An 18,288-nucleotide genomic window follows, 5' to 3' on the forward strand; every position below is an offset into this window, starting at 1 on the left:
GATGTACGAAGAGTTGAATGAAGATGAGGATATTTTTGAAAAATTAGAAGAAGAATCTAAAAAAACAAAATTAAATGGGAAAAAAATACTAATAGTGGAATTTTCTGTTGTAGTTTTATTAATTTTTCTTGTTTTGGGAACATATTTTAAACTGAATGATGCTAAAAAGATTGCAAAAGAATATATGAGGAATGTATTGCAAGGAAATTGGAATAAAGTGTATGATTATTTATATTTTCCGGAGGAAGATAATGTATATTTGAGTAGAAAAATGTTTCTATCTGTGCAAGAATTGAGCAATGATACAAGGATATTTAGAGTGAGTATTAGTGACATCAGAGAGGTTGGAAGTAAAGATAAAAATTCTCGTCAGTTTGAAGTTACCTATCGTGATAAAAAAGAAAATAAGAAAATACTTGTTCCTATGGTAAGGAAGAAAGGGGAATGGTATGTAGATGGATATAAGCAGTTTGTTGAGGACATTGCATATTTAGAGGTTCCAAAGGATACCAAGATTAATTTAGATAACGTAGCATTAGATTCGGCTTATCTTAAGAAAACAGAAGGAAATACTGACTTTTATGAAATTCCTACACTGTTCAGAGGTGTGCATTACATTGTGTTAGAAAAAGCAAACATGGAAAAATATGAAGATTTAGTTCGCTTTGAAAAAGGGAAACCAGTACAAGTGACAATGCAGTACGGAAAAGATATTTTAGAGATGGCAGCAAAACAAGCACAAGGAGAAATTCGAAAAGAGTATGAGAATGCAACTAAAGATACACTAGAAGACAAAGAGTTGCGTTATCTTCAATTAAAAAATAATCAAATAAAAGTAAGACCATCGGAAGAAAATCCGGAATATATAGTAGTGACTATAGAATCGGAGTATGAATATCGATATAAACAAAAGCTATTTTATTTTTTTCATATAAATAAAACTGATAGTGGAAAATGTACAAATAAATGTACTTTTTCTTATCAATCAGGGGCACTAAAATTAGAAAATAAAGAAATAAATACTTCTTTTTTGAAATGATAAGAAAGTTTCTCGCAGGCATTGTTTGTTGAGAAACTTTCTTGTTGTATATAAACAAAAACTATGTTATGATAAATACACTCAGAAAACAGTCTGTTTTCTTAATCAATAGGCGTTTCAGCCAAATTTTCAATACTTAATTTAGATAATAGAATGAAAGGAGAGATGTGCTTGTATAGTACAGTATTATCTGCGACTATACATGGATTAGAAGTGCAGTGTATTCATGTAGAGGCAGATGTAAGCAATGGACTACCTCTATTTCATATGGTAGGATACTTGTCGTCAGAAGTAAAAGAAGCAGGAGAACGAGTGAAAACTGCTATTCATAATTCGGGCTTTTTGTTGCCCCCTAAAAAGATAGTTGTTAATTTATCTCCAGCAGATGTAAGAAAAAGAGGATCAGCATTTGATTTACCAATTGCTGTTTCAGTTTTAGCATCTTTAGGATATGTTTCTACTAAAAAATTAAAAGATATGTTGTTTGTTGGGGAACTTGGATTGGATGGAAAAATACATAAGGTAACAGGAATTCTACCTATTATAATAGAAGCAAAACAACAGGGATATAAGGGGTGTATTGTGCCAAAAGGAAATGTTTTAGAGGGGAGCATTATAGAGGGAATAAGAATTTATGGTGTAAAAACACTTAAAGAAACAGTTGCGTATTTGAATGATGAAATTGAGTTGGTAGATGAGAAAAAAATTTCATTAAAAAAAGAGGTAAAGATAGAAGGTGATTTTTCGGAAATCCATGGACAAGAAATGTTAAAAAGAGCTACAGAAATAGCAGTTGCAGGAAATCATAATCTTTTACTTATTGGTCCAGCTGGAGTAGGAAAAACGATGATTGCCAGTAGAATTCCTACAATTTGTCCGCCAATGACAGAAGAAGAGTGTATTGAAGTAACAAAGATTTATAGTATTCTTGGAATGATTGATGAAGAAAATCCTATCATTAGGAACAGACCTTTTCGATCTCCACATCATACATCTACAAAAGCATCACTTATTGGAGGTGGAAGTATAGCGATGCCAGGAGAAATTAGTATGGCAAATCATGGGGTGCTCTTTTTAGATGAATTAGCCCAGTTTCAAAAACCAGTGCTAGATGCATTGCGTCAACCCATGGAGGAAAGAGTAGTTCGGTTGTCCAGAAAATCAGGAGTTTATGTGTTTCCAAGCAATTTTATGCTTGTAGGTTCGTGTAATCCATGTCCATGTGGAAATTATCCGGATTTGAATAAATGTACTTGTACACCTGCTCAAATTCAGCAATATTACAATCATCTTAGCCAACCATTTTTAGATCGATTTGATTTGTCTATAGAATTAGCTAAAGTACAATATAGTGATTTGGAAGGTGCAAATAAAGGAGAAACTTCAGAGATAATACGAAAAAGAGTATGTAAAGCAAGAACAAGACAATATGAGCGTTATGGAGAAATAAAAGCAAATGCGGAATTATCATCAGTAGAGGTGGAAAAGTATTGCGTATTAGGGAAGAAGGAAAAGAAATTTATGGGGCAAATATTTGAGCAGATGGAATTAACAGCGAGAACATATCATAAATTGTTAAAGGTAGCTAGAACAATTGCGGATTTGGCAGAGGAAGAGACAATACAACTTTGTCACTTACGAGAGGCGATAGGATATAGAATGTTTGAAAAGAGGCGATAAGAGTAATGGAGAATGAGAAATTTGAGTATTGGTTTGCAAATATAAAGGGAATTACTGCAAGAAGGAAAAAAGAACTACGAGAAAAGATAACATCTATAAAAGAATTCTATTATATGAATAAGAATGAGAGAAAAAAATATATAGGAGAAGAAATAGAAAACTGTTTAAGGAGAAGTATAGAAAATTGGGAAATAGAAGAACAGTATGTACTACTAAAAGAGAAAAATGTACAATTTATTCCATTTTTTCATCCGGAATATCCGTCTATGTTAAATGATTTAGAGAATCCTCCTTATGCTATTTATGTAAAGGGGAAACCAATCAGAAAAGACACATTAAAAGTGGCAATAGTAGGTGCGAGAAAATGTAGCCCTTACGGAGAAAGTATGGCGATTCAGTTTTCGGAAAGACTTGCGGAAAATGGCATCGATATTATAAGTGGGATGGCAAGAGGAGTTGATGGAGCAGGACAGAGAGGTGCATTAAATGTAGATGGGTGTTCTTATGGAGTGTTAGGATGTGGAGTGGATATATGTTATCCGCGAGAACATATCGGGCTATACGAGGATTTACAAAAGAAAGGAGGAATACTTTCTGAACAGCCAATTGGAATGGCTCCTCTTGCGAGAAATTTTCCGGCAAGAAATAGAATTATCAGTGCTTTGGCAGATGTTATTATTGTTATCGAAGCAAAAGAGAAGAGTGGATCTCTCATCACAGCGGATATTGCGTTGGAAATGGGAAAAGATGTTTATGCCCTTCCAGGACCGGTAAATAGTGAGTTGAGTAAGGGGTGCAATTTACTCATTAGACAAGGTGCTGGGATACTGTTGTCGCCACAAGATTTGTTAGATGAACTACGAATTTCGACAAAAGAAGATGTGAAAAAGAAGTTAAAAAGTAAAATAAGTCTTGAAACAGAAGAAAATATGGTGTATAGTTGCCTTGATTTATATCCAAAGAATGTAAATCAGTTAACGATAGAGACAAAAATGGAGATTCCACAGCTGATTAATCAGTTGGTATCTTTAGAAATGCAAGGATATATAAGAGAAATATCAAAAAATTATTATGTGAAAAGCAATTAGATAAAAACTAATTGATTTTGGAGGAATATAATTATGGCACGAAATCTTGTGATTGTAGAATCACCGGCAAAAGTAAAAACGATTAAAAAATTCTTGGGAAGCAGTTATGTAGTCATGGCATCGAATGGTCATGTTAGAGATTTTCCCAAAAGTCAATTTGGAATTGATGTGGAGAATGACTTTGAACCGAAATATATTACAATCAGAGGAAAGGGAGAGATTCTTGCCAGTTTAAGAAAGGAAGTAAAGAAAGCGGATAAAGTATATCTTGCAACTGACCCCGACCGAGAAGGAGAGGCGATTGCATGGCATTTATATGTGGCTTTGAAATTGGAAGGGAAGAAAGTATACCGTATCAGTTTTAACGAGATTACAAAGAATGCTGTAAAGTCAGCTATTAAAGAAGCAAGAGAAATCAACATGGATTTAGTTGATGCTCAACAGGCGAGAAGAGCATTAGATAGAATTGTGGGTTATAGAATTAGTCCTCTTCTTTGGGCGAAGGTAAAGAGAGGACTAAGTGCGGGGAGAGTGCAGTCTGTAGCACTTCGAATTATTGCTGATAGAGAAGAAGCGATTGATGCTTTTATTCCAGAAGAATATTGGACAATCGATACCGTACTTAATGTTAAGGGAGAAAAACGTCCTCTTATAGCAAAATTCTATGGAACAGAAAAACAAAAAATTACAATTCATTCTAAAAAAGAGTTGGATGATATTCTTAAGCAGATAGAAGATGAAGAATATAGGGTAAAAGAAGTAAAGAAAAGTGAGCGAGTAAAAAAAGCACCCCTTCCATTTACAACGAGTACATTGCAACAGGAAGCATCAAAAGCTTTAAATTTTGCAACGCAGAAAACAATGAGAATTGCACAGCAACTGTATGAAGGAATTGATATTAAAGGGCAAGGAACTGTGGGGGTTATTACATATCTTCGTACAGATTCAACAAGAGTTTCGGATGAAGCTGAAAATAGTGTGAGAGAATATATCGAAAATGTATATGGGAATGAGTTTGTATCTAATGTAGAATTGAAGAAAGAAGAAGGGAAGAAAATTCAGGATGCTCATGAGGCAATTCGCCCTACAGATGTAACAAGAACACCAGCAACATTAAAGGAGTCATTAACAAGAGAACAGTTTCGTTTATATCAATTGATATGGAAACGATTTGTGGCAAGTAGAATGAAACCGGCAAAATATGAAACTACTTTGGTTAAAATAGGGGCTGGAGACTATAGATTTAATGTTTCTGCATCTAAAATTGTTTTTGAGGGATTTCGTTCTGTGTATGTTGAGTCAGATGAGGAAAAGACGGAAAATAATGTTCTTGTGAAGACGATAACGGAAGATACAAAATTAACAAAAGCAGATATAGAAACAAAGCAACACTTTACACAACCACCAGCACATTATACAGAGGCATCTCTAGTAAAAATTTTAGAAGAACTTGGGATTGGACGTCCTAGTACTTATGCACCAACAATTTCAACGATTATTGCACGTCGTTATGTATCGAAAGAGCAGAAAAATTTATATTTAACAGAAATAGGAGAGGTTGTTAATAATATGATGAAAACATCTTTTCCAAGTATTGTTGATGTTAATTTCACTGCAAATATGGAAGGACTTCTAGATAGAGTAGAAGAAGGTGCTGTAGAGTGGAAATCCGTTATTCGTAACTTTTATCCAGACTTAGAAGAGTCAGTAGAAAGAGCTGAAAAAGAGTTGGAAAGTGTTACAATAGAAGATGAAGTTACGGATGTTATTTGTGAAGAATGTGGAAGAAACATGGTTATTAAATATGGACCTCATGGTCGTTTTCTTGCATGTCCTGGATTTCCTGAATGTAGAAATACAAAACCTTACTTAGAAAAAATAGGTGTACCGTGCCCGAAGTGTGGAAAAGAGATTGTACTTAGAAAGACAAAAAAAGGAAGAAAGTATTACGGATGTGAGGATAATCCAGAATGTGATTTTATGTCATGGCAAAAACCTTCAAAAGAAAAATGTCCGAAATGCAATGGGTATATGGTAGAAAAAGGGAACAAATTGTTGTGTGGAGATAAGGAATGTGGTTATATCACAGATAAAAAATAAAGAATTAGTAGTTGAATGTGAAAATTTCTTGTAAAAAATTGAATTGCATGATAATATAGAAAAGTAATAGAATGTTTATAAGTTTATATATAAAAACATGTAAATCAGTTGATAATAACAAAAAAGATACGGAGGAAAGAAAAATGAGTGTTCAATTATTAGACAAGACAAGAAAAATCAATAAACTTCTTCACAATAATAATTCTAGCAAAGTTGTATTTAATGATATTTGTGAAGTGCTAACAGAAATTTTAGACTCCACAGTACTTGTAATAAGTAAAAAGGGAAAAGTGTTAGGTGTCAGTGAATGTGATGTTGTAATGCCAATTACTGAACTTGTGCAAGAGGAAGTAGGATCATATATTGATTCCCTTTTAAATGATAGATTATTAAATATTTTATCTACAAAAGAGAATGTAAATTTACAAACGTTAGGTTTTACTCCTGAAATTGTACAAGGATACCAAGCAATGATTACTCCAATTAATATAGCTGGAGAGAGGCTTGGTACATTATTCATGTATAAAAAAGATGCTTTATATGAAATTGATGATATTATTTTAAGTGAGTATGGAACGACTGTTGTAGGTCTTGAAATGTTACGTTCTGTAAATGAAGAAAGTGCAGCAGAAACGAGAAAAGAACAAATTGTAAAATCAGCAATTAGCACATTATCATTTTCTGAATTAGAAGCGATTGTTCATATTTTTGATGAACTTGAAGGTACAGAAGGAATTTTAGTAGCAAGCAAGATTGCTGATCGTGTTGGTATTACAAGAAGTGTAATTGTAAATGCACTGAGAAAATTTGAAAGTGCTGGAGTGATTGAATCTCGTTCGTCAGGTATGAAAGGAACTTATATTAAAGTTATTAATGATTATGTCTTTGAAGAATTAGAAAAAATCAAAAAGAACAGAAGCAAATAAGGAACAGGAGAGGGTATCAGAAGTAGACTGATACCCTTGTCTATTAGTATGCTAAAAAGAAAAGGAGACTTACTATGGAAATATCGAAGGCGAAAATAAAAATGAAAAAAAGTCTTTTACTGAATAGTGTTGTAGATGAAAAAACATATTATTGTGATATTATGAAGTATGATAAAGAAGAAGAAAGCATATATTTGATTTTAAAAGAAGAAAATCTTATGAATATATCGTTAGATAGTATTTATGAATGTGTCATTTATCGTGGAAATGTAGGGCTCAAATGTGAAGGACGTATTGAAGAAAGATATGTGAGTCAAGACAAACAGATTGTATGTTTGAGACTAGAAAAAGGATTTTATAAAATAAATATAAAGTATGTTGACAAAGCAGAAACAGAGTGATATTTTATTACTAGAGCGATTTAGCACTCGCTTTAATTGAGTGCTAATAACATGAAACCATTATTCAAGGAGGAATTGACATGAAATTAGTACCATTAGGAGACAGAGTTGTATTAAAACAGTTAATAGCAGAAGAAACAACAAAATCTGGAATTGTTTTACCAGGACAAACAAAGGAAAAGCCACAACAAGCAGAAGTTATTGCAGTAGGACCAGGTGGAATTGTAGATGGAAAAGACGTGGTTATGCAAGTTTCGGTAGGAGATAAAGTAATCTATTCTAAATATGCAGGGACAGAAGTAGAATTAGAGGATGAAGAATATATTGTAGTAAAACAGAATGATATTTTGGCAGTAATTAAATAGTATTGAATATTTCTTAGGAGGTTGATAGAAATGGCAAAGGAAATTAAATACGGAGCAGAAGCTAGAGCAGCATTAGAATCAGGAGTAAATCAATTAGCAAATACAGTAAGAGTAACGTTAGGGCCAAAAGGAAGAAATGTCGTACTTGATAAATCTTTTGGAGCACCATTAATTACAAATGACGGTGTGACAATTGCGAAAGAAATTGAATTAGAAGATGCTTTCGAAAATATGGGTGCACAATTAATCAAAGAGGTTGCTGCAAAAACAAACGATGTAGCAGGTGATGGAACAACAACAGCTACAGTTCTTGCACAAGCAATGGTTCATGAAGGAATCAAAAACCTTGCAGCAGGAGCGAACCCAATTGTACTTAGAAAAGGAATGAAAAAAGCAACAGAAGTTGCAGTAGAAGCAATTGCATCTATGAGTAGCAAAGTAGAAAGTAAAGATCGAATTGCGAATGTAGCATCAATTTCTGCAGGAGATACAGAAGTAGGTGCAATGGTAGCAGATGCAATGGAAAAAGTTTCAAATGATGGAGTTATTACAATTGAAGAATCTAAAACAATGAAGACTGAATTAGATCTTGTAGAAGGTATGCAGTTTGATCGTGGGTATATTTCAGCATACATGGCAACAGATATGGAGAAAATGGAAGCGAATTTAGAAGATCCATATATTTTGATTACGGATAAAAAGATTTCTAATATTCAGGAACTTCTTCCAGTACTTGAACAAATTGTTCAGTCAGGAGCAAGACTATTAATTGTTGCAGAAGATATTGAAGGAGAAGCACTCACAACATTAATCGTAAATAAATTACGTGGAACATTTAATGTTGTAGCAGTAAAAGCTCCTGGTTATGGAGATAGAAGAAAAGCAATGTTAGAAGATCTTGCTATTTTAACAGGTGGTCAGGTTATTTCTGAAGAACTTGGATTAGATTTAAAAGAAACAACATTGGATCAATTAGGACGTGCAAAATCTGTAAAAGTACAGAAAGAAAATACAGTAATTGTAGATGGATTAGGAGATAAAGTTGCAATTGATGCGCGTGTAGCACAGATAAAAGCACAAATTGAAGAAACAACATCTGAATTTGATAAAGAAAAATTACAAGAAAGACTTGCAAAACTTGCAGGAGGAGTCGCTGTTATTCGCGTGGGTGCAGCAACAGAGACAGAGATGAAAGAAGCAAAACTTCGTATGGAAGATGCTCTTTCAGCAGCTAGAGCAGCAGTAGAAGAAGGAATTGTAGCAGGAGGAGGTTCTGCATATATTCATGCTTCTAAGAAAGTTGCAAATCTTGCAGAAACTCTTGAAGGAGATGAAAAAACAGGTGCAAATATTATTTTAAAAGCATTAGAAGCTCCATTATTCCATATTTCAGCAAATGCAGGTTTAGAGGGGTCTGTAATTATTAATAAAGTAAAAGAAAGTCAAGTTGGTATTGGATTTGATGCTTATAACGAAGAATATGTAGATATGGTTGAAGTGGGTATTCTTGACCCAGCAAAAGTTACAAGAAGCGCATTGCAAAATGCAACAAGTGTGGCTTCTACATTGTTAACAACTGAATCTGTGGTTGCAAATATTAAAGAAGATGCCCCAGCGATGCCAGCAGGAGCCGGTGGAATGGGTATGATGTAAATTAATAGAGGCATATTTTAACAAAAAGTCTACCTCAGATATTTTTATCTGAGGTAGACATTTTTTGTTCCGATGTGATACAATAATAAGAACATCAGAATATGGAGGAAAGATATGAATGATTTTTACACAGAACAATTGGTAAAACGAAAAACTACAGGAAAGGTAATGCTTGCAAAGGCAGCATTGATTATTCTTACATTGTTATCACTTGTACTTTTGCTGAAAGTTCCGTTTGCATTTATTCTGACGGCTGTATTGATTGCAATAGATATACTTTTCTTTAGAAATATGGATTTAGAATATGAATATTTATTCGTAAATGGAGAATTAGATGTAGATAAAATCACAGCACGTTCAAAGAGAAAAACAGTTTTTTCTACTAATTTGGAGGAATTGGAACTTCTTGCACCAACAGGTTCAAGCGAACTTCGACTAGTACAAGCGGAGAAAACTTATAATTTTAGCAGTATGGTACAAGATCGAAAAACATATGAATTAATTGTTTCTCAAAAAGGCCAAAAGATAAAGGTGATTTTTGAGCCAAATGATACCATTTTAAATGGGTTCAAAACACTCGCATCAAGAAAAGTCATTATTTAGTCTTGACAGAAGGAAAAGTTTTATGTAATATAACACTACCTTATAAAAAAAGATATATAATAAGTAATACTTATTAATATTTAGAAAAGAAAGTAACAATGCAACAAAGAAACGAAAGAGAGGAAGGAAAATCATGGGAAAAATTATTGGAGAAGGAATTACATTTGATGATGTACTTTTAGTACCTGCATATTCAGAGGTTATTCCAAACCAAGTGGATTTGACAACTAGTTTAACAAAAAGTATTCGTTTGAATATACCAATGATGAGTGCAGGAATGGATACGGTTACAGAGCATCGCATGGCTATTGCAATGGCACGACAAGGTGGAATTGGTATTATTCATAAGAATATGTCGATTGAAGCACAGGCGGATGAAGTGGATAAAGTAAAACGTTCGGAAAATGGTGTAATCACAGATCCTTTCTATTTATCACCTGAGCATACACTTGCAGATGCTAATGAATTAATGGCTAAATTCCGTATTTCTGGTGTGCCTATTACAGAAGGGAAAAAATTAGTTGGAATTATCACAAACCGTGATTTAAAATTTGAAGAAGATTTTACGAAGAAAATCAAAGAATCCATGACTTCGGAAGGGTTAATTACTGCACAAGAAGGAATTACTTTAGAAGAAGCAAAACAGATTTTAGCAAAAGCTAGAAAAGAAAAACTTCCAATTGTAGATAAAGATTTCAATTTAAAAGGATTAATTACAATTAAAGATATTGAAAAGCAAATTAAGTATCCATTATCAGCAAAAGATGAAAAGGGCCGTCTATTATGTGGTGCTGCTGTAGGGATTACTGCAAATTGTTTAGAACGTGTAGATGCGCTTGTAAAAGCACAAGTAGATGTTGTTGTCATGGACTCTGCACATGGACACTCAGCGAATGTATTAAAAACAGTTAGAATGGTGAAAGAAAAATATCCTGAATTGCCTGTAATTGCAGGAAATGTAGCGACAGGTGATGCAACAAGAGCTTTGATTGAAGCAGGGGTTGATGCTGTTAAGGTTGGTATTGGACCAGGATCTATCTGCACGACTCGTATTGTTGCTGGTATTGGTGTTCCGCAAATTTCTGCAATTATGGATTGTTACGAAGTGGCGAAGGAATATAATATTCCAATTATTGCAGATGGTGGTATTAAATATTCCGGTGATATGACAAAAGCAATTGCAGCTGGAGCTAATGTATGTATGATGGGAAGTATTTTTGCAGGATGTGATGAAAGCCCAGGAACATTTGAATTGTTCCAAGGAAGAAAATATAAAGTATACCGTGGAATGGGATCTATTTCAGCGATGGAAAATGGAAGTAAAGATCGTTATTTCCAGGCAGATGCGAAGAAATTAGTTCCAGAGGGTGTTGAAGGACGAGTTGCTTATAAAGGAACTGTAGAAGATACTGTATTTCAGTTAATGGGTGGACTTCGTGCAGGTATGGGATACTGTGGAGCACCTACAATTGAGACTTTAAAGGAAACAGGAAAATTTGTTAAAATTTCTGCAGCATCTTTAAAAGAAAGTCATCCGCATGATATTCATATTACAAAAGAAGCACCAAACTATAGTGTAGATGAATAAAAATAAGATAAGAAATGGAGCGTATCATCTTGAAGTGATATGCTCTATTTTTTTACAATATAGATATGGAAAAAGTAAGGAATAATCTTAAGAAATTTGTAAGCAAATTTTCACCAAAAATGAATAAAAGTATGCTAGAATTGCACTTAGTAAAAATGAGGAAGATACAAAAGATGAAAAAGAGACGAATGACAAAGCGAAAACGAAAAAGAAAAATACAATTATACACAAGGATGGGAATTGGACTTCTGGTTCTGATTCTAGTGGGATTAAGTATAATGAAAATATTTCGTTTTGGAGTGTTTAGTAGTGAGGCGAAGTATGTTGAAGAAGTAGGAAAAGAAATTGATAAAAATAAGCCTGATATAGATGTGCAGTTACTTACGCCAAATATGTATTCAAGGCCCGGAACGAATACTCAGAAAATAAAAGGAATTGTAATCCACTATACGGCAAATCCTGGATCGACTGCAGTACAGAATAGAAATTATTTTGAGGGCTTAAAAGATAGCCATCAGACAAAGGCAAGTAGTCATTTTGTTGTTGGAATAAAAGGCGAAATTGTACAGTGTGTACCTACATGGGAAGAAGCATATGCATCAAATACACGTAATAAAGATACGATTTCTATTGAAACATGTCATAAAAATTCTGATGGGAAATATACTCGGCAAACATACAAATCTATGGTACAATTAACTGCATGGTTATGTAAAAAATTTGATTTAACGGAAAAAGATGTGATACGCCATTATGATATTACAGGGAAAAATTGTCCCAAATATTTTGTGGAAGATGAAAAAGCATGGAAAAAGTTTAAGCAAGATGTTAGAAATGCAATGAACTAATCAATTGGTCGAAGAGAAGGGAATATATGAAAGAATATGATGTAATTGCAATGGGAGAATTGTTGATTGATTTTACAATGAATGGAAAAAATGAAAGAGGAAATACTATTTTTGAAGCTTGCCCAGGGGGAGCACCGTGTAATGTACTTGCGATGTTGAGTAAGTTAGGAAGAAAGACGTCATTTTTAGGTAAAGTCGGACAAGATTTCTTTGGTAGACAGTTGAGAAATAGATTAAAAGATGTAGGGATTGATACTTCGTGTTTATATGAGGATAAACTTGTGCCTACGACCCTTGCTTTTGTGCATACTCTCATGGAAGGTGATAGAGAATTTTCTTTTTATAGAAATCCAGGTGCAGATATGATGCTTGTGGAGGAAGAAGTTTTTGAAGAATATATTTGTCAAGCAAAGGTATTTCACTTTGGCACTCTTTCTATGACTCATGAGAAAGTTAAGAGGGCAACAAAAAAAGCAGTAGAGTTGGCAAAGAAAAACGGATTATTAATTACCTTTGATCCTAATTTACGCTCTCCTTTATGGGAAAGTTTGGAAGATGCAAAAGAGCAAATGAATTATGGCTTTTTAAAATGTGATGTCTTAAAAATTTCGGATAATGAATTACAGTTTGTATCTGGAAAAGAAAATTATAATGAGGGGATAAAGTGTCTACAAGAGAAATATAAAATCCCACTTATTTTTTTAACTCTTGGTAAAGGAGGAAGTCGAGCATATTATCGGAACATATGTGTAGAAGAAAAGGCGTATAATGTGCCAACGGTAGATACAACTGGAGCAGGGGATACATTTTGTGGAAATGTTATACATTATGTATTGCAATATGGAATAGAAAATCTTACGGAGAAGAAACTTCGTGAAATACTTACTTTTGCGAACAGTGCAGCAGCAATAGTAACAACTCGAAAAGGAGCACTTTGTTCTATGCCAACGCAGCAGGAGATATTAGAATTAATAAAGAAAGAGAAAAGGATATAGAGATGTTTGAAAAATTTTTCCCGGATGCTTATAAAGCATCCACATATATTATTGAATTTGAAGAGTTATATAAAGAAGGGTATAGAGGATTAATATTTGATATAGATAATACGCTTGTACCGCATGGAAAGCCAGCTGATGATAGAGCAAAAAAATTGTTTTCCCGTTTAAGGGAAATAGGATTTAAATGTTGTCTTTTATCTAATAATAAAGAAGAGCGAGTAAAGAAATTTAATGAAGAGATTGGGGTAAATTACATTTATAATGCTCACAAACCTTCTAAAAAAAATTATAAGAAGGCAATGGAACTTATGGGAACAGATGTGCATAATACAATATTTATAGGGGATCAATTGTTTACTGATGTATATGGGGCAAAACGTACTGGAATACGAAATATTTTGGTAAAACCAATTCATCCTAAAGAAGAAATACAGATTGTTTTAAAGAGATATTTAGAAAAAATAGTATTATATTTCTATAAGAAAGAGCGTAAAAAGTAAAAAAAGGTTGAAAAACTGTGAAAATTATTATAGAATTATATGCAGTAAAAAGAAATGGCATATGTCTTAGACATACTATTAAGGAGGATTATAATGATTTCAGCAGGAGATTTTAGAAATGGTGTTACTCTTGAAATTGAAGGGAACATTTATCAGATTTTAGAATTTCAACATGTAAAACCTGGAAAGGGTGCAGCGTTTGTAAGAACAAAATTAAAAAATATTATCAGTGGAGGAATTGTTGAAAAAACATTTAGACCAACTGAAAAATTCCCTAAAGCACATATCGAAAGAAAAGATATGCAGTATTTATACACAGATGGTGAATTATATCACTTTATGGATGTAGAAACATATGATCAGATTGCATTGAACGAAGAAACAATCGGTGATGCACTTAAATTTGTAAAAGAAAATGAAATGGTTAAAATCTGTTCACATAATGGAAATGTGTTTGCAGTAGAACCACCATTATTTGTAGAACTTCAGATTACAGATACAGAACCTGGATTTAAAGGCGATACAGCACAAGGTGCTACAAAACCTGCTACAGTTGAAACAGGAGCTGTTGTATATGTACCATTATTTGTTGAACAGGGAGATGTTCTTAAGATTGATACACGTACAGGGGAATACTTATCAAGAGTATAATAAAAGTGGAGAATATGATTTATTCACACTATAGGTTAATAGTTGGGGTGGGATTTTAAAAATCCTACTCCATTTTTTCGTTTGAAGGTATTATATGTGCACTTCTTAGTGTCTAGGGTGATAACTGGAACTGGGAAGTGTTTTTTATTATAAATAAAACTGTTGAGATAGATGATAAATTTAAAATCATCTACCCCAACAGTTAGTATAGAGCCCATTTTTATTATTTTTGGTTGTCATAAAAGTGATAAGATTGAAGCTTATCTTCAACGAAAATAGCTGAAAAATATTGTTTTGAATTTGAGTCTTTCCATATGTATAATTTACTTATTATTCCATCTTGTAAAGATTCGGATAATAACGATCCTTCATTTCCAAGAAGGGAAATTATTTCGTTATAAGTCATATCGAATTTGAATTCTTTTTTTATTTTATCTGTAAAATCTACAGATTTAACAGATGAACTGTCTGTTTTGGAAATGCTAATCAACTTTTCGTCTTGAAAAGAAAGGAGAACCGTTCCTTTTCCATTTTCGGTTGCCCATTGATAACGTTTTGCTGGGATTTTGTTAGAGTCAACTTCTAAAAGTTTGTTTCCTTCGTTACGAATAAGATCTTTTACTTCTTCGTAAGTCATTCCGGTTTTTAATTGTTCTAACGCATCAGATGAAATCGTATTTTTTACAATTACTGTATTAGCGACAGTTTTATTTTCGGTTTTCTTTTGCATAAACGATTTATTCAAAAGAAAGATAGAAATTCCAACTAAAAACAATAAGAGCAGTAAAATGGTAATTAAAATTTTAGTTTTTCTTCGTTTTTTTGCCCGATGCGATGAACTTCTATGAGTAGGCTTTGCTAATACTTTCTGTTCTCCTAAGTTTCTTTTTATTTTACAACTGTAACAATAAGCGTATTTATGGTAAATTGGATTTCCGTAAATATCTGTATCTACTTTTATGTTCTTGATTTTCATTTCTGAGCCACAACGCGAACATTTCATTTTCTTTTCCTCCTTTGATTATGTCATACAGTATGTATTATAGCGAAGATAGAAAAAGAATGCGAGTAAAAAAATAAAAAGTATTGCAAAAAAGATTATATTCTCCTATAATAGAAATACATAATATTCTATTATTCAAATCAAAGATGCACTTCGCATCATGTTCGCCTAATAATAACAAAAGATGGACTGCAAGGAGGAGAAAAAAGCATGACATATAGTCAGTTTGTTGCAGCCGTAAAAAAAGAATTAGAATGCAAGTTGGAGAAGAATACGAAGATAGATGTTCATATTGCATTGAAAAATAATAATACAGAAAGGAGAGGACTTGCTTTTGTAGAAGAAGGAATAAATATTTCCCCAACAATTTATTTAGAAGAAATATATAAAGAATTTCAAGAAGGAAAAAAATTGGATGAGATTGTGCAAGATATTTTAGAAGTATATGGAAGTACAAGAGTTTCCCAAAAGTGGGAAATAGAAAGTCTAAATGATTTTGCAAAAACACGGAAAAAGATATTGTGTAAACTTATTAATCAAGAAAAAAATAAAGAATTTTTAGAGGATACGCCATACATTTCCTTTTTAGATTTGGCGATTGTTTGCTATGTGTTAATCGAATTGAAGGAAAATGGTATTGTGACAATGCCAGTGAAGTTTTCACAATTGGAAATGTGGGGGATTGAGGAAACAGAATTGTTTCAAGTAGCAAAAGAAAATGTTCAGAAACAGTTCCCTGCTGAATTACGCCAAATGAAAGAGGTTATTGCAGAAATGTTAGGGATAGATATGCCTCAAGATGATGAAGAGGTTATGTATGTACTTAGTAATGATATACGAAGTTTTGGTGCGATTTGCATTATATATGATGGCATACTTGAATTGATTGGGGAAGAATTGAAAGAAAATTATTATATTATACCAAGCAGTATTCATGAGATGATAATTGTGCCAGAAAGTAAAGCGCCTAAAAAAGAAGAGATTGAAGAAATGGTAAAAGAAATAAATGAAACGCAAGTAGAGAATGAGGAAGTTTTATCAAATAATGTTTATTTCTATAATATTCAAGAAAAGAGAATGAGTTGATTCTTTACTTTTAAAAAAATATATGTTAAACTGAAAAAGCATTTGGGGTTAAACCAAATGCAATATGCATCTATAGCTCAGGGGATAGAGCAATGCCCTCCGGAGGCATGAGCGGCGGTTCGAATCCGCCTAGATGTGTAGCTTAATATAATTTTTGAAAGCAGATTTGTATTCCTAAAGGGCTTTTGTGTTTATCACAAAAGTCTTTTTTTATATAAATGAAAAAAATAAAAATTTTGTTGATTTTTGTGAAAATAAGTTAAAGAATGCTTGATTTATTGTAATGTTCAGTATAAACTAGAGATAATTAATTAAACAGGAAGAGAGGGCACAACAACATGAGAAATGAAAAACTTGACGAGAGAATGCTGGAATTAAAAGAGGATATTTTTACATCTATCCGTGAAAGTGTTGCAATTGAAAGTGTGAAAAGTGAAGCGAAGGAAAATGCACCTTATGGTGAGGGGCCAAAGGCTGCATTGGATCATATACTTGCACTTGGTGAACGATTAGGATTCAAGACGGGCAATGTGGATAACAGAGTTGGTTGGATCGAATATGGTGAAGGTGAAGAAATGGTAGGTGTTTTAGGACACGTTGATATTGTACCATTAGGAGAAGGTTGGGATTATGACCCACTTGGATGTGAAGTGCATGACGGGAAAATGTTTGGTCGTGGAGTTTTAGATGATAAAGGGCCAACAATTGGGGCTGTTTATGCAATGAAAGCCATTAAAGATTTAGGCCTTCCGATTGATAGAAGAATTCGTGTAATGATTGGAACAGATGAAGAAAATGGTTCTTCATGTGTACAACATTATATTAAAGTAGGCGGAGAAAAACCAACGATTGGATTTACTCCAGATGCAGAATATCCTGTAATTTTCTGTGAAAAAGGTCAAATTTTTTGGGAAGTAACAAAACAAGTTGAAAATCCTTCAACAGTAAGAGTGCTTTCTATTAAAGGAGGTACAGCAAAAAATGTTGTCACACCAAAATGCACAATGGTGGTAGAAGGAGATTTTGACTTCCCTGCATCAGAAAATATTTCTGTGACAAAAGAAAATGGAAATACAGTGATTGTGTCTTCAGGAAAAGGAGCACATGGAAGCCTTCCACACTTAGGGAAAAATGCGGCAATTCAATTATTTACTGCATTAAAAGAAAATGGAATTGACTTAGGTGGAGATTTACAGAAAATGATTGATTTTGTATTGGATAAAATCAATTTAGAAACAAAGGGAGAAACATTAGGAGTATATTCTAATGATGAAGAAACAGGAGAAACATCAGTATGCTTTGGTGTTGTAGACTGTACAGAAGATAAATTGTTCTTTACATTAGATGTTCGTTATCCAAATAATTCGGATCATGAGAAAATGATAGAAACAATTAAAGCATCAGCGAAAGAGTATGGATTAACTGCAGAAGTAGAACAAACAGGAAACCTTTTGTATGTATCTAAAGAATCTGAATTAGTACAGAAATTGATGAATGTGTATCGCGAATATACAGGAAGTAATGAAGAACCAATTGCAATTGGTGGTGGTACATATGCGAAAGCATTTGAAAACATGGTGGCATTTGGACCTATTTTCCCAGGTGATGATGATGTTATTCATCAGCCAAATGAATATGGGGAAATTGATAAATTAATGAAATCATTTCAGATTGTTGCTACAGCAATGTATGAACTTGCTCAGAAATAAATAAAAAATACCTTGCATTGATTAATTTTCCAAAAATGGAATGGAACAAT

At 33.1% G+C, this 18,288-nt stretch carries 17 protein-coding genes and 1 tRNA gene; 17 read left to right on the forward strand and 1 reads right to left on the reverse strand.

Annotated elements, in window-relative coordinates; genetic code table 11:
* Position 1: 1 nt before the first annotated feature.
* From ACY2U7_RS02325 to efp, 14 genes are all read left to right on the forward strand, one after another.
* Entirely contained in the window at positions 2 to 1,039 is a 1,038-nt protein-coding gene (locus ACY2U7_RS02325; RefSeq protein WP_461815782.1) for a hypothetical protein, read from the forward strand.
* A gap of 165 nt (positions 1,040 to 1,204) precedes the next feature.
* Positions 1,205 to 2,719, forward strand: a complete 1,515-nt coding sequence (locus ACY2U7_RS02330) for a YifB family Mg chelatase-like AAA ATPase (protein WP_461812401.1) — start codon at positions 1,205 to 1,207, stop codon at positions 2,717 to 2,719.
* Between the two features lie 5 nt (positions 2,720 to 2,724).
* Complete coding sequence (dprA, locus tag ACY2U7_RS02335; protein ID WP_461815783.1) at positions 2,725 to 3,807, forward strand: DNA-processing protein DprA; 1,083 nt, start codon at positions 2,725 to 2,727, stop codon at positions 3,805 to 3,807.
* Between the two features lie 33 nt (positions 3,808 to 3,840).
* Positions 3,841 to 5,907 (forward strand): type I DNA topoisomerase, encoded by a 2,067-nt coding sequence (gene topA / locus ACY2U7_RS02340; RefSeq protein ID WP_461812403.1) that lies wholly within the window; start codon positions 3,841 to 3,843, stop codon positions 5,905 to 5,907.
* A 143-nt stretch (positions 5,908 to 6,050) separates the two neighbouring features.
* Positions 6,051 to 6,833: a GTP-sensing pleiotropic transcriptional regulator CodY gene (gene codY, locus ACY2U7_RS02345; RefSeq protein WP_461812404.1), complete on the forward strand. Its 783-nt coding sequence runs from the start codon at positions 6,051 to 6,053 to the stop codon at positions 6,831 to 6,833.
* 74 nt (positions 6,834 to 6,907) lie between these two features.
* A complete protein-coding gene (locus tag ACY2U7_RS02350) occupies positions 6,908 to 7,234 on the forward strand; it encodes a hypothetical protein (protein WP_461815784.1) in 327 nt (108 codons plus the stop codon).
* 80 nt (positions 7,235 to 7,314) lie between these two features.
* Entirely contained in the window at positions 7,315 to 7,599 is a 285-nt protein-coding gene (locus ACY2U7_RS02355; protein WP_461812406.1) for a co-chaperone GroES, read from the forward strand.
* A 30-nt stretch (positions 7,600 to 7,629) separates the two neighbouring features.
* Positions 7,630 to 9,252, forward strand: coding sequence for a chaperonin GroEL (gene groL / locus ACY2U7_RS02360; protein WP_461812407.1), 1,623 nt, complete (start codon positions 7,630 to 7,632; stop codon positions 9,250 to 9,252).
* 114 nt (positions 9,253 to 9,366) lie between these two features.
* Positions 9,367 to 9,855: a DUF6106 family protein gene (locus ACY2U7_RS02365; protein WP_461812408.1), complete on the forward strand. Its 489-nt coding sequence runs from the start codon at positions 9,367 to 9,369 to the stop codon at positions 9,853 to 9,855.
* 133 nt (positions 9,856 to 9,988) lie between these two features.
* Positions 9,989 to 11,443: an IMP dehydrogenase gene (gene guaB / locus ACY2U7_RS02370; RefSeq protein ID WP_461812409.1), complete on the forward strand. Its 1,455-nt coding sequence runs from the start codon at positions 9,989 to 9,991 to the stop codon at positions 11,441 to 11,443.
* Between the two features lie 173 nt (positions 11,444 to 11,616).
* On the forward strand, positions 11,617 to 12,291 hold the full coding sequence (locus ACY2U7_RS02375; RefSeq protein ID WP_461812410.1) for a peptidoglycan recognition protein family protein: 675 nt from the start codon (positions 11,617 to 11,619) through the stop codon (positions 12,289 to 12,291).
* A 26-nt stretch (positions 12,292 to 12,317) separates the two neighbouring features.
* A complete protein-coding gene (locus ACY2U7_RS02380; RefSeq protein ID WP_461812411.1) occupies positions 12,318 to 13,286 on the forward strand; it encodes a carbohydrate kinase family protein in 969 nt (322 codons plus the stop codon).
* Positions 13,287 to 13,288: 2 nt separating this feature from the next.
* Positions 13,289 to 13,789 carry a YqeG family HAD IIIA-type phosphatase gene (locus tag ACY2U7_RS02385; RefSeq protein WP_461815785.1) on the forward strand — a complete coding sequence of 167 codons (501 nt, stop codon included), beginning with the start codon at positions 13,289 to 13,291 and terminating at the stop codon, positions 13,787 to 13,789.
* 93 nt (positions 13,790 to 13,882) lie between these two features.
* Positions 13,883 to 14,440 carry an elongation factor P gene (gene efp, locus ACY2U7_RS02390; RefSeq protein ID WP_459639539.1) on the forward strand — a complete coding sequence of 186 codons (558 nt, stop codon included), beginning with the start codon at positions 13,883 to 13,885 and terminating at the stop codon, positions 14,438 to 14,440.
* A 223-nt stretch (positions 14,441 to 14,663) separates the two neighbouring features.
* Here efp and ACY2U7_RS02395 read toward each other — a convergent pair whose 3' ends face one another.
* Positions 14,664 to 15,443 carry a hypothetical protein gene (locus ACY2U7_RS02395; protein ID WP_461815786.1) on the reverse strand — a complete coding sequence of 260 codons (780 nt, stop codon included), beginning with the start codon at positions 15,441 to 15,443 and terminating at the stop codon, positions 14,664 to 14,666.
* 210 nt (positions 15,444 to 15,653) lie between these two features.
* Here ACY2U7_RS02395 and ACY2U7_RS02400 point away from each other — a divergent pair, with 210 nt between their 5' ends.
* From ACY2U7_RS02400 to pepV, 3 genes are all read left to right on the forward strand, one after another.
* Positions 15,654 to 16,529, forward strand: a complete 876-nt coding sequence (locus ACY2U7_RS02400; RefSeq protein ID WP_461812414.1) for a DUF5688 family protein — start codon at positions 15,654 to 15,656, stop codon at positions 16,527 to 16,529.
* A 66-nt stretch (positions 16,530 to 16,595) separates the two neighbouring features.
* Positions 16,596 to 16,667: transfer RNA gene (locus ACY2U7_RS02405), tRNA-Arg, on the forward strand.
* Positions 16,668 to 16,867: 200 nt separating this feature from the next.
* Complete coding sequence (gene pepV / locus ACY2U7_RS02410) at positions 16,868 to 18,238, forward strand: dipeptidase PepV (RefSeq protein ID WP_461812415.1); 1,371 nt, start codon at positions 16,868 to 16,870, stop codon at positions 18,236 to 18,238.
* Positions 18,239 to 18,288 lie beyond the last annotated feature (50 nt).

This window comes from Faecalimonas sp. (assembly GCA_029264305.1).
GTDB lineage: Bacteria > Bacillota > Clostridia > Lachnospirales > Lachnospiraceae > Faecalimonas.